The sequence below is a fragment of the Alteromonas gracilis genome, from assembly GCF_002993325.1.
Taxonomy (GTDB): Bacteria; Pseudomonadota; Gammaproteobacteria; order Enterobacterales; family Alteromonadaceae; genus Alteromonas; species Alteromonas gracilis.
The window spans coordinates 95,525-108,742 of record NZ_PVNO01000027.1; the positions used below are offsets into that span (position 1 = coordinate 95,525).

The following is a 13,218-nucleotide window of genomic DNA, read 5'->3' on the forward strand; positions in this document are numbered from 1 at the left end:
TTTCTATTTTATTTGCGTTGGCACAAATATGACATATCAATCATAGCGAATTTGATTGGTGCTTTCGAGGCAAACCATAAGCCCTAGTTGTTCGTTAATCGTAAAGTATGTCTATTAGGTTGCAACAAATGATGTTACTTTTTCAAAAGGAAAAGAGGTAACAAGGAAAGTAACTATGAAAGCATCTCTTAATTTTCATTTCGAAAGTAAAAAATCAATTTTCTCAGTATTTGTTAAATATAATATTGGCGTTAGCGTCTTAGCCTGCATCCTTTTACTAGCGGGATGTGGTGGCAGTAGTTCAAGCAGTGATGACACCATTGTACAACCTGACTCAGTAGCTGGCCTTTGGTTTGGACAAGTGACTACGATAGAAGGAGAAAGCGAAAAGGTTTTAATGGCGGTCTCACCCAAAGGGAAAGCAGTAATGTTTTCTGAAGCATCTCACAATGCGTTAATTGCACGAGGTTCATTAAGTGAAAATACCTTTCTGTCTGACGATACGATGTTGTATCCAGGAACAGGCATGACGCGTCATGGAACAATGCAGGCATCAGCTTTACAAAACTCAATTGATGGCTCTGCGACACTATCAGGTACCGTCATAAACTTTTCCGCTGTCAGAGTGAGTTCAACGGAGGACGTTTCACTTACTGACATCGCGGGCAATTACTCGAGTTCTTGGAACGAAGGTCTCTACACTCGGTCATTTGCTATCGATATTGACGGAATTATAAGTGGTTCAGATACTAACGGATGCTTATACTCCGGTGTTGTCGAACCTTTTAATGCGGTTGATGCACTTTTCGATATTACGATTAAAGCAGATGCTTGCTTCGACGATTTCGAATATAAGGGACTTCTCGCTTATGGTGTATTTCCCTTTGAATATCAAAATTCAATTAACCATAGGAAGGGCGTCGTCATAGTATCTGAGGAGTCTTCAGGTGCTTATGCCTTTCGCCAATTTAGCCCTCAAAATTAGCGCTATTTTAATTGTGAAAAGAAGAGCCTATTGGCTCTTTTTTCTCCGTAGCAGTTGCTTGTTCCTGCTTTTTTATTTCCGCTTCTTCAGCATCTGCTTTTGCTTTTTCTCTTGCTCTTTGAGAACTTCGTTAATGAAGCTTTTCCTGCCGAATTCTCGTGTAATAACGCACTTATTTAAGTCAAATCCGCGGGCAGGGCAGTATTCTCTTCCATAAAGAATGATTTGTAGATGCAGGTCGTTCCATCTCTCTCGGGGGAACAGGCGTTTTGCGTCACGCTCGGTTTGCTCTACACTTTTTCCGTTTGAAAGGCCCCAGCGATACATGAGTCGATGGATATGGGTATCTACGGGAAATGCAGGGATGCCAAACCCCTGAGACATGACAACTGCTGCGGTTTTATGTCCTACAGCCGGCATCGCTTCTAATGCCTCAAAGCTTGCTGGAACTTCACCGTTATGTAGCTTGATAATCATGTCGGATAAATGCCAGATCCCTTTAGATTTCATGGGCGATAAACCACAAGGACGGATAATGTCTTGAATTTCTTCAATACTCATCATCACCATGTCATAGGGGTTATCGGCGCGAGCAAATAGCTTCGGAGTAATCTGATTGACCCTTTCGTCAGTGCACTGCGCTGATAGCAGCACAGCAATTAGCAGAGTGTAGGGATCTTTGTGATCTAAGAAAATAGGTACTTCTGGATAAAGTTCATCCAAAATTCGCATGATTTCTTTGACTTTTTCTTGCTTTGAGATGGGCTTAGCAACATCTAACATTAAGACAGACTCTTACTCTTATTTTATGGTCTCGGTAAAGGATGACTAGCTTTCAGCAGTAACACGCACCCGTGCAGCTTTTTCCGTTGTTACGGTTTGCTGTGCAGCAATTTTTGCATCAATAATATTCTTTATAGCGATGAGCAAGCCCATTCCTAAGAACGCACCGGGAGGAAGAACGGCTAGCAGGAAAGGGTTCTCGGTACTAAACAGCACGACTGTCCAGTTTTCAGCAATTGGACCAAATAGCCTATCAGCTCCGGCTAATAATGTTCCTGCGCCCAAAATTTCACGCATACCACCTAAAATGACCAATACGGCAGTAAAACCTAACCCCATCATAAGCCCGTCATAAGCTGAGGCAAGAGGGCCGTTTTTAGAGGCAAATGCTTCAGCGCGACCAATGATTGCGCAGTTGGTGACAATAAGCGGAATAAAAATGCCTAAGGCTAAGTAAAGCTCGTAAGTAAATGCATTCATTATCAGCTGAATAATAGTAACAAAGGCAGCAATAATCATGACGAAAACAGGGATACGGATTTCATTTCTTACCAGGTTTCGTACTAATGAGACGGTTACGTTGCTACCAATCAGAACAAGCATGGTGGCAAGGCCTAAACCTAAGCCATTGATGAAGGTAGCGGTAACCGCTAATAAGGGGCACAGCCCAAGCAGCTGAACTAAAGCTGGATTGTTTTTCCAGAGCCCTTGTAGCGATAGGTCGCGAAAATCGGTCACGTTTAAAGCTCCTCTACTTGTTGAGGGTGTGCCTCATAAATGTCGTTAGGCTCAGCGGTGTTAGCGTTATCATTGCGTTGGCAAGTGTTAGGGGCAGAGAATAACGCCGACTGGTTAGCCTGTGCATACAACAAGGCTTCACGTACAGCACCAACTACTGCTCGTGGCGTGATCGTTGCGCCAGTAAATTGGTCGAACTCGCCGCCATCTTTTTTGACTTGCCATGGTGCTAAATTATCGTTTGAGAAAGATCTGTCGCTAAACGTGGTGATCCAGTTACTAACCGCAAGCTCAATCTTATCGCCTAACCCTGGCGTTTCTTTGTGTTCAATCACTCTAACACCGAGTACCGTCATTTTATTTTCGAAAGGTTTTCTCTCGTCTTGAGTAACTTTATTTACACCCTCATTGTCTTTTGAATCTAAAAACTCAGGTGCGTTCACACTGACGCCCACAACTAAATCAATATCACCGCTATAGCCGTCAGGTGCGGTGGCCTCAAGCACCAATGCACTCGGTTTACCGTTTAATGTGGCTCGGTATACTTTGTGCGCTTTTTTTGCGCCCAATTCGGTTGCCGTCACTTGAGTGCAGTTTGCGTATAGTGGATTATCGTGAAATTCACTGGGCACTACTTCATTTAGCACGCTCAGTAGTTTCTGCTGCTTTTGTTGCTCAATTTTATCTTTAGTGCCATAAAAGGTAAGCGAGATAAGAGCGGTAGTCACGACGGCAAACGCACCTAACATCAACCCGTTTTTAGTTAAGCTGTCTTTCATCATTAATATTTACCTCGCCCTTTATCGGCATTTTTCCCATAAACACGTGGGCGAGTGTAATAATCGATAAGCGGTACAGCCATATTCATAATGATCACTGCAAACGCTACAGCATCTGGATATCCACCAAACGTCCGAATGATAACAATCCAAAAGCCTATGGCCGCCCCAAAAATGATACGCCCTTTAGGTGTGGTCGATGCTGATACAGGATCAGTGGCGATAAAGAATGCGCCAACCATAACTGCGCCATTAAACAAATGGAAAAGCGGTGAGGCATAGTAATCAGCATTGACTAAATGAAGCAGTGAAGCGCAGACAAACACACTAATTAACATGCCGCCTGGAATATGCCAGCTGATTATGCGGGTTTTCCATAAATAAAGTCCACCCAGCAAATAAGCAATACTCACTATTCCCCAGCCTGCGCCAGCGGCTTCAAAAAAACCGCCATCGAAAATTGGCTTAGTGAGTGATTCTGAGTAGGTGACACCTTGAGTTAGACCGGTTTTCAACGTGTCCAATGGTGTCGCCATCGTTACACCATCGGCAATGGTTTTAAGCTGAGTAACGTCATATCCACTTGTGGTAAACCCCGTAAATATCAATGAAAAAGAGTCAAAGAAGCTCGGAGTAATCCCAGCGTGAGTAGTGGGAGGCAACCATAAGCTCATGGCGGCAGGAAACGAAATGAGCAGAACAACATAAGCAATCATTGCAGGGTTAAAAATGTTGAATCCTAAGCCACCATAAACTTGTTTAGCTACTGCAATGGCAAAAAAAACACCGGTTACCGTCATCCACCAGGGGAGGGTGGGCGGAATGCTTATTGCTATTAAAAGCCCTGTTAAAACGGCGCTATAGTCGGTAAGTGTGCGCTCTATAGGGCGATTCCGAAGGTATAGAATAAGGCCTTCAAAAACCAGTGCACTTATTACAGCAATCACTGACTGTATTAACATGCCCCAACCAAAAAATAAGGACTGCGCAATCATTCCTGGGATCATGGCATAGATCACCATGCGCATGACTTGACCCGTATCGCGTTTAACCCGCTGGTGTGGCGAACTCGATAAACTTAATTTCATTGTGATTCTTTCTCTTTGTCTGCAGCGGCTTTTTTCGCCTTAGCTTTAGCGATAGCTGCGGCAATACGTGCTTTCTTTTCATCCTGCCCTGACATCTGAGCGCCGTCTTGCGTGCTCGTTTCTGCATTGTCCTGCGAGGGTGATTCACTCGGTTCGCCCTTCGCCTGGCTCTCTGTCTCATTGATATCGGTAGGCGATGATTCTTCTTGGCTTGCTTGGGCACGCTTTTTCGCTTTAGCTTTGGCTACGGCTGCTGCAATTCGGGCTTTTTTCTCGTCCGCCTCGCTTTTTCCGGAAGAGTCTGCGTTGCTTTCGTGTTGAGTACTGTTGTTTTCTGATAAATGAACGGTCTCTTCGTTTTCTTTTTCATTACCGGCAGAACTAACCGTTTGCGCTACTTCAGCCTCTGCCTTTTTGGCCTTCGCTTTAGCTACTGCTGCGGCAATTCTTGCCCGTTTCTCGTCCTGTTGCTCATTCTTCTGCTCACCTGATTGAGCGATGGTTTGAGAAGAAGGTTGTGCTAGGGATGACGACTCTGACAGCCCATTTTCTGACATACTTTTGGCCGCTTTTTGGGCTTTTGCTTTCGCCACCGCCGCTGCAATTCGCGCTTTTTTCTGCTCTTCTGCTGAAAGTTTTACATTGTTATCAGCGGTAGATTCTTCTACGTTTTTTGCGACGTCTTCGTCTGCATGTTTGTCTGCGTGTTCGTCTGAGTGGTTTCCGGGTGTAGGATCTTCAGAGGGAGCAGCTTGTTCTGCTTTTTTCGCTTTTGCTCTTGCAATAGCTGCAGCAACTTTGGCTTTTTTCTCATCTTCAGCCGATGGCGCAGCAGGTTGTATAGACGATGATTCGTCGACCTTTTCAGTTTGAGCTTGCGCCGCTTTTTTCGCCTTAGCTCTGGCAATAGCGGCCGCCACCTGAGCCTTCTTATCGTCTGTTGCAGTGCTTGGTTCGCCAGTGTTCGACGTTGCACTCTCATTACTTGACTTAGCCTGCAAAGCGGCTTTTTTAGCTTTCGCGCGAGCAAGCGCCGCGGCCACTTTGTCTTTCGCTTCTGTTACGTCAGTATTGCTGGCATTATCGACTGCTTCAGCATTTTTTTCTTTCGCTTTATTAGCAGCTAAACGTGCTTCCTTGGCTTTTCTGTGCTTTTCTTCTCGTTCACGCTTTTCCCGCTCTAAGCGTTCTTTGCGAGCTTCAAAACGTTGCTTTGCTTTTTCTGCTTTATTCTTCTCATCACGCTGTAGACGAATTTCTGCTTTGGCTTGGCGATAATAATGGACTAGCGGTATTTCGCTCGGGCAAACGTACGCGCAAGCACCGCATTCAATGCAGTCGAACAGGTCGTATTCTTCCGCCTTGTCATATTCTTTTGCTTTGGCATGCCAAAACATTTGCTGAGGTAGCAGAGAGGCTGGGCAAGCATCAGCGCACGCGCTGCATCGAATACATGGTCGCTCAGCATTGTCGTCGACAAGCTCTTTTTTTGCAGGAACAAGTAAACAATTGGTGGTTTTAACCACGGGTATGGTTGCATCCGATAAGGTAAATCCCATCATGGGTCCGCCCATTACTACTTTAGGCGCTTTTTGCTTTTTCGGATTGTATTTGGCTTCGCTCAATAAATGAGAAACAGGAGTACCTATCAGTGCTCGGAAGTTGCTGGGTGACTCAACGGCCTCACCGGTCACAGTGACAATTCGTTCAATAAGTGGTTTGCCATGCAAAATGGCATCAGCAATAGCGTAGCAGGTGCCTACGTTAAACATCATTACGCCAATATCCGCTGGAAGACCGTTTCTTGGCACTTCTCGGCCAGTGATGACCTGAATGAGTTGTTTCTCACCCCCAGCAGGGTATTTGGTTTCTACGCTAACTATCCGATAATCTTTCTTATCTTGGCAGGCAATATTTAACGCTTCAAACGCTTCTGGTTTGTTATCCTCTATTGCCACAATAATCGCTTTGGGGCCGATCAAATGTGCAAGAATATCCAGACCCTGGCGTATTTGCCACGCATGCTCGCGCATGAGGCGATCGTCAGAAGTAATATATGGCTCGCACTCAATACCATTTAATATGAGAAATTCAACTGGTTTTGAGGTTGATGTTTTAATGTGAGTAGGGAAGCCTGCACCGCCCATGCCTGAAATACCTGCCTGACAGATTGCATCAATCAGCTGGCTTTTGTCGACATTACTGTAATTCGTAGTAGGAGACAGTTCGCACCATGTATCTTTGCCGTCAGGGCGTATCGAAACACACATTTCTGTTAGGCCGCTTGGGTGCGCCACAACATGCGGCGCGATAGCCACGACTTCACCCGAAGTTGGCGCGTGAACAGGCACTGAAAAAGGCGAAGAGCTTTGCGAGAGAACTTGACCTTTTAATACGGTATCACCAACGTCTACGCAGCATATTCCATCCGAACCAATATGCTGTCGAAGCGGCACCACCAATAATTCGGGCATAGAAGGCTTCTGGATAACAGAAGTGTTAGAAAGAGCCTTTTTATCGTCTGGGTGTACACCACCCGGAAACGAGTATGTTTTTCCCGCATTTAAGGTTTCTATAATTGAATCAAAACTTGGATACATCACAATTACGACACCATTTTTATGGGAATATCACCTTTAGGTGATGATGAAAAATCCCACTTCCACGTAGAAGTAGTTTCAGTGATAGGAACCATATCTATACAGTCAACGGGGCAGGGGTCTACACACAGGTCACACCCTGTGCACTCATCGGTAATGACGGTGTGCATATGCTTAGCCGCGCCCAAAATAGCATCAACAGGACATGCTTGAATGCACTTCGTACAACCAATGCATTCATCCTCACGAATAAAGGCGACTTTTTTGACGTCTTCCTCGCCGTGGGCCGCATCGAGGGGTTTAGGTTCTACCCCCATCAGATCAGCAAGCTTTTTGATGGTAGATTCACCACCGGGAGGACATTTATTAATATCATCGCCCTCGGCTATAGCTTCAGCGTAAGGCTTACATCCTGGATAGCCACATTGGCCACATTGGGTTTGTGGGAGCACGGCATCTATTTGCTCTACGAGCGGGTCACCTTCCACTTTAAAGCGGATGCTGGCGTAGCCTAAAACAAGGCCAAATATTAGGGCTAATACACCGATTGCAGCAACGGCAAAAATTATGGCAGTAGACATCGTCATTATAGCTTCACCAAACCACTAAAGCCCATGAAAGCAAGAGACATAAGACCTGCTGTAATCATGGCTATTGACGCGCCTTTAAATGAAACAGGTACATCCGCTGCTGCGAGTCGCTCGCGCATCGCAGCAAAAAGCACTAGTACCAACGAAAAGCCAACGGCAGCGCCAAAACCATATATGAGGCTTTGCATAAAATTGTGCTGTTCTGTGAGGTTCAAAAGTGCGACGCCTAATACTGCACAATTAGTCGTAATGAGAGGAAGAAAAATACCCAGTAGCCTATATAAGGTAGGACTGGTTTTGTGTACCACCATTTCAGTGAACTGAACCACTACTGCTATAACGAGGATAAAAGCTAGCGTTCTTAAATAACCAATACCCAAAGGAGCGAGTAAATAGGTTTCTACTAGATAGCTTGTTGCAGAGGCGAGAGTGAGTACGAATGTGGTTGCCATAGACATGCCCATGGCGGTCTCTAGTTTTCCAGAAACACCCATGAATGGGCATAACCCGAGAAACTTGACCAACACAAAGTTGTTAACCAGTACTGTACCAATCAATAGCAGTAAAAATTCAGTCATGAAAAACGCAATTCCTTTGAGGAATCTTGACGGACATTGCCCGTGCTTTTAAAAAGAAAGATAGATTGTTTCTATTATCCCTTTTTAGAACGGGTTTAACAACTTGATTGAATTAGGGTTATTTAATGTCTAAACGCGTTGTTTTAGGAATTAAAATAGATGGATGTGGGTAAGACGATTTGAGAGCCAACTAAGTGGCTCCCCCTCCCCGACTCGAACGGGGGACCTGCGGATTAACAGTCCGTCGCTCTAACCAACTGAGCTAAGGGGGAATCGACACCTAAGTTGTTTGCTGAAGTTGGCTCCCCCTCCCCGACTCGAACGGGGGACCTGCGGATTAACAGTCCGTCGCTCTAACCAACTGAGCTAAGGGGGACCTGTGCTTCAACGGAGGCGAATATTAAAGACGTACTTAGGAACTGTCAACAACATAAATGAAATATTTGTTCTGACTGCGCAAAAAATAGCTTTTTGAAGCTTTTGTGCTTATTTTGTCGTCAATCTAGTGAAAACGGTGATTAATAAGTGCACATTATTCAACAATGATGAGCGATGAGCGTTTTTTGGAATTTAAATAATGTGATTTACAATCGTTTTCTAATATCTATTTATATCTTGCTTCTATAACTAAATAGAATAAAAAAAACCTTCCATACTGTTATTATGTACAGCATTTAATAAATCTGTAACCTGTACCCGAGGATTAAAAGGTTAGTCGTCACTTACGTGTTATCGAATTAACCGAGCACAAAATCGCGCCAAATATGGTCTGGCGTTAGTTATCCACTAAATCTGTGGATAACTATGTTGATAGCTTAAATTTTGTGAGTGCCCTTGTTAGATCGGGGAGCATTTGATCTATGGCACTTTTTAAAGTGTGGTGCTAATAATTACTTTTTATCAGAGGGTTATGGCTAATTTTACGATCGTGAATCTTGATCGAACATGATCGATTGAACAAAAAGTAGCTTGTGTGTTAATTCAACGAATGTCTAAATGCTACTCAGTAAAATCCATCTTATTTCTCAATATCTTACATTTCATTAACATGTGAGGTTGTCAATTGTACGCGCTGTATGATCCTTAGAATGTCGTGGTGAGCGTAAATAATAAGTAGTAAAAATGAAACGGAACAGAAATTAAACTGTAATTAAGGTAGCGAGGTGTTTCTAGCTTCATTTTGCCTAAAATCGATTGTTGGGTCTGCATTGTTAGTAAAATTATCAAATTTACGTATTTTGATAAGTAAAAGTGTTATTACAAACAGCGCTCTCATCCTTTGATTTGTTTGTCGAATACACATAGCTATATATATCCTGCTCTTTTACACTAACGCGCAATTGATTACAGGATTTTAGTTTGCTGGAGCTCAAGTGATAAAAAATAACGCTAAACCACGTACTTCTGACCTATTAGAGGAAGATATTGGTGTTACGTTAAAGCGTATGACCATTCCCATGATATTGGGCATGGTAATGATGATGAGTTTTGGGCTTATCGACACTTTCTTTGTGAGTTTATTAGGCACCGATCCACTCGCTGCAATTAGTTTCACTTTTCCCGTCACGTTCACAGTAATAAGCTTAAACATTGGATTAGGCATTGGTACGTCTGCAATTATCGGGAAGCTACAGGGCAGCAAACAAATAACGAAGTCTCAGCACTATGCAACCGGTTCTTTAATGTTGTCTGTGTTGCTCGTCGGGGCGTTAGCGGTGATAGGTCTTTTTACAATAGAACCTGTTTTCGAATTGCTGAATGCCACAGATAACCTTATGCCCTATATCTCCGACTATATGGGGTTATGGTATTTATCAAGCATCTTCTTGGCCATGCCTATGGTGGGGAATAGCGTGTTGCGTGCCTGTGGCGATACGCGAACGCCAAGTATTGTTATGGCAGCTGGTGGTGGGCTTAATGCATTGCTTGACCCTATTTTTATTTTTGGGTTTGGCCCTATTCCAGCAATGGGCATAAAAGGCGCTGCACTTGCTACTTTTATCGCATGGATAGTGGGCGCCCTTTGGATACTCTATATTTTAGCTGTCCGTCGCAAGTTGATGCTGCCCCGATTGCTAACGCTCACTGAGTTGCGTGACAGTAGCCGAGAGATTTTGAAGATAGGATTACCTGCTGCCGGCGCAAACATGCTTACTCCTATAGCCGGTGGAGTCATGACAGCAGTTGTGGCTAGTTATGGCGCTGAAGCCGTAGCAGCGTGGGGTGTAGGCAATCGCATGGAGTCGATTGCCAGCATTGTGGTGCTGGCGTTATCTATGACGTTGCCGCCATTTATTAGTCAAAATGTGGGAGCAGGGCAGATTGAGCGAGTCAAGAGAGCGTATTCGCTAACCTTAAAATTTGTTCTTGTGTGGCAGTTCATTATCTTTTTGGCCATGTGGGGGCTTTCCTGCTGGATAGCTGTCGTATTTGCTAACGAGGTGGAAGTAAGTGTGCTAATACAGCTCTTCCTTATGATTGTGCCATTAGGTTATGGCATGCAGGGGATAATCATACTGACAAATTCCTCGTTGAACGCTATGCATCGGCCAATGACGGCGTTACTTTTGAGTGTCATCCGGTTGTTCGTTTTTTTCGTACCTATCAGCATTGCAGGTAGTTTTCTTTTCGAGCTGAAAGGGTTGTTTGCTGGAACCGTCATCGCGAATATCGCAATGGCATGTGTTTCTTTCATTGTTTTCAAGCGTGCTGTTGCCGATTTTGAAGCAAAAGCACCAAGTTTATCTGAGCGCTCATAATGAGGTGGTTACCGGTTGCATAACCCTTAACTGGGGCAGTAAAACGGTAGAACAGTCAATTCGCAACACGTTTTCGAAAGATGATGTAGTGAGTAGCACGCTGCTTTAACGTATTCAATAAAAGGTTAATTTAATGAGTAGAGGGTTCGAGCTTCATTCGAAATATAAGCCGGCAGGTGATCAGCCAAAGGCGATAGAAGCTTTAGTGGATGGATTAGACAGCGGGTTGGCCGGCCAAACACTTTTGGGCGTAACGGGGTCGGGTAAGACGTTCACCATGGCTAATGTCATCAATAAGGTGCAGCGCCCCACGCTTATTTTGGCGCATAACAAAACCTTAGCGGCTCAGCTTTACGGAGAAATGAAAGAGTTTTTTCCTAATAATGCGGTGGAATATTTCGTTTCTTACTACGATTACTATCAACCTGAAGCCTACGTACCCAGCACTGATACTTTTATCGAAAAAGATGCGTCTATCAACGACCATATCGAACAAATGCGGCTGTCAGCAACCAAAGCGCTGATGGAGCGAAGAGACGTTGTCATAGTAGCCAGTGTATCTGCCATTTATGGCTTGGGCGATCCTGAATCTTACATGAAAATGTTGCTGCATCTACGCCAGGGCGACACCATGGACCAGCGTGATATTTTACGTCGGTTGGCTGAACTGCAGTACAAACGAAATGACCTTGCGTTTGAGCGAGGGACATTTCGAGTTCGTGGCGATGTTATCGATATTTTTCCAGCAGACTCTGAAAAACAAGCTGTGAGAGTTGAATTATTTGATGACGAAATTGACAAAATAAGCTTATTTGATCCGCTCACGGGGGCTGTAGACAAGTCCGTAATACGCGCAACGGTTTTTCCTAAAACCCATTACGTGACGCCTCGTGAGAAAATTTTAAATGCTATCGAGCATATTAAAGATGAATTGGGTGATAGAAAGAAACAGCTTCAAGAAGCTAACAAATTGATAGAAGAGCAGCGGATCTCGCAGCGTACCCAATTCGATATTGAGATGATGATGGAGCTAGGGTATTGCTCGGGAATAGAAAACTATTCTCGCTACTTGTCAGGACGAGCGCCCGGAGAGCCGCCACCAACGCTATTAGATTATTTTCCCGCTGATGGTCTAATGTTCATCGATGAATCACACGTAACGGTCTCACAAGTGGGCGCTATGTATAAAGGTGATCGCTCCAGAAAAGAAACACTTGTAGAGTTTGGTTTTAGGTTGCCGTCTGCGTTAGACAATCGCCCACTGAAATTTGACGAGTTTGAACAAATTTGCCCCCAAACCATCTATGTTTCGGCCACGCCGGGCGATTATGAATTAAAGAAGACGGATGGCGAAATTGTCGAGCAGGTCGTTCGTCCTACCGGACTATTAGATCCTATTATAGAAGTTCGTCCTGTAGCCACACAGGTGGATGATGTACTTTCTGAGATTAAGAAGCGGGTGGAGGTTGATGAAAGGGTCTTGATAACCACGCTAACGAAGCGCATGGCCGAAGATTTAAGTGAATATTTAAATGAGCACGGCGTAAAGGTTCGCTACCTGCACTCTGATATAGATACTGTGGAGCGTATCGAGATTATACGTGACTTGCGCTTGGGTAAGTTCGATGTACTTGTAGGGATAAACTTACTGCGAGAAGGTTTAGATATGCCTGAAGTTTCTTTGGTGGCTATTCTAGACGCGGATAAAGAGGGTTTTCTACGCGCAGAACGTTCTCTGATACAAACAATAGGTCGAGCGGCGCGACATGTGAATGGTAGGGCGATACTTTATGCCGATAGCATAACTAAATCGATGCGCAAAGCCATGGATGAAACAGACCGCCGTCGGGAAAAACAAATTGCTTATAACAAGGCGAATAACATTACGCCGATGCGATTAAATAAGCCTATTACCGATATCATGGACCTAGGTGAAAGTGCGCATCCTGCTTCTGGCAAGGTTAGGCTGAGAAAAGTTGAAGAGAAGAAGAAACAACAAAAAGCAGCCAGTGCAACTGACCTTATGGATCAAATCACCGAACTTGAGAAGCAAATGTTTGAATATGCCCGCGAACTAGAGTTTGAAAAAGCGGCATCACTTCGAGACGACATTGAATCATTAAGAAAACAAGTAGTTACACTTTCCTAGTTATTTTTTCTACTTAACATAAGGCTGACTGTGGTTTTTTGTATGTACATGAATAACTCTAGCAGCCTTACTTTACTCCCTTGCTCATTTATCTTGCCCATCGTTAATTTGCGAATCGGTTAGGTTCGTTACCACAGAATTAAGGTTTTTTGCTTTAAATGAGATGAAA

The 13,218-nt window shown here is 44.1% G+C and carries 10 protein-coding genes and 2 tRNA genes; 3 read left to right on the forward strand and 9 right to left on the reverse strand.

The window, feature by feature from the left end; genetic code table 11:
- Nucleotides 1-175 precede the first annotated feature (175 nt).
- Nucleotides 176-985 (forward strand): hypothetical protein, encoded by an 810-nt coding sequence (locus tag C6Y39_RS13780; protein WP_105931832.1) that lies wholly within the window; start codon nucleotides 176-178, stop codon nucleotides 983-985.
- A 72-nt stretch (nucleotides 986-1,057) separates the two neighbouring features.
- Here the strand turns inward: C6Y39_RS13780 and C6Y39_RS13785 are convergent, their stop codons facing one another.
- The 9 genes from C6Y39_RS13785 to C6Y39_RS13825 all read right to left on the reverse strand — a co-directional run bounded on the left by C6Y39_RS13785 (nucleotide 1,058) and on the right by C6Y39_RS13825 (nucleotide 8,517).
- Complete coding sequence (locus tag C6Y39_RS13785; protein ID WP_183043283.1) at nucleotides 1,058-1,768, reverse strand: endonuclease III domain-containing protein; 711 nt, start codon at nucleotides 1,766-1,768, stop codon at nucleotides 1,058-1,060.
- 45 nt (nucleotides 1,769-1,813) lie between these two features.
- A complete protein-coding gene (locus C6Y39_RS13790; RefSeq protein WP_105931833.1) occupies nucleotides 1,814-2,506 on the reverse strand; it encodes an electron transport complex subunit E in 693 nt (230 codons plus the stop codon).
- Nucleotides 2,507-2,508: 2 nt separating this feature from the next.
- Complete coding sequence (locus tag C6Y39_RS13795; RefSeq protein WP_105931834.1) at nucleotides 2,509-3,288, reverse strand: RnfABCDGE type electron transport complex subunit G; 780 nt, start codon at nucleotides 3,286-3,288, stop codon at nucleotides 2,509-2,511.
- Nucleotides 3,288-4,373: an electron transport complex subunit RsxD gene (rsxD, locus tag C6Y39_RS13800; RefSeq protein WP_105931835.1), complete on the reverse strand. Its 1,086-nt coding sequence runs from the start codon at nucleotides 4,371-4,373 to the stop codon at nucleotides 3,288-3,290. The genes C6Y39_RS13795 and rsxD overlap by 1 nt, the downstream gene beginning before the upstream one ends.
- Nucleotides 4,370-6,973: an electron transport complex subunit RsxC gene (gene rsxC / locus C6Y39_RS13805; protein WP_105931836.1), complete on the reverse strand. Its 2,604-nt coding sequence runs from the start codon at nucleotides 6,971-6,973 to the stop codon at nucleotides 4,370-4,372. The genes rsxD and rsxC overlap by 4 nt, the downstream gene beginning before the upstream one ends.
- A 5-nt stretch (nucleotides 6,974-6,978) precedes the next feature.
- Nucleotides 6,979-7,560, reverse strand: a complete 582-nt coding sequence (rsxB, locus tag C6Y39_RS13810) for an electron transport complex subunit RsxB (protein ID WP_105931837.1) — start codon at nucleotides 7,558-7,560, stop codon at nucleotides 6,979-6,981.
- Entirely contained in the window at nucleotides 7,560-8,141 is a 582-nt protein-coding gene (gene rsxA, locus C6Y39_RS13815; protein ID WP_105931838.1) for an electron transport complex subunit RsxA, read from the reverse strand. The genes rsxB and rsxA overlap by 1 nt, the downstream gene beginning before the upstream one ends.
- Before the next feature lie 195 nt (nucleotides 8,142-8,336).
- Nucleotides 8,337-8,413, reverse strand: a tRNA-Asn gene (locus C6Y39_RS13820).
- Nucleotides 8,414-8,440: 27 nt separating this feature from the next.
- Nucleotides 8,441-8,517 (reverse strand) — tRNA-Asn (locus tag C6Y39_RS13825).
- A gap of 997 nt (nucleotides 8,518-9,514) precedes the next feature.
- Here C6Y39_RS13825 and C6Y39_RS13830 point away from each other — a divergent pair.
- Nucleotides 9,515-10,900 (forward strand): MATE family efflux transporter, encoded by a 1,386-nt coding sequence (locus tag C6Y39_RS13830; RefSeq protein ID WP_167390662.1) that lies wholly within the window; start codon nucleotides 9,515-9,517, stop codon nucleotides 10,898-10,900.
- A 133-nt stretch (nucleotides 10,901-11,033) separates the two neighbouring features.
- On the forward strand, nucleotides 11,034-13,049 hold the full coding sequence (gene uvrB / locus C6Y39_RS13835; RefSeq protein WP_105931839.1) for an excinuclease ABC subunit UvrB: 2,016 nt from the start codon (nucleotides 11,034-11,036) through the stop codon (nucleotides 13,047-13,049).
- Nucleotides 13,050-13,218 lie beyond the last annotated feature (169 nt).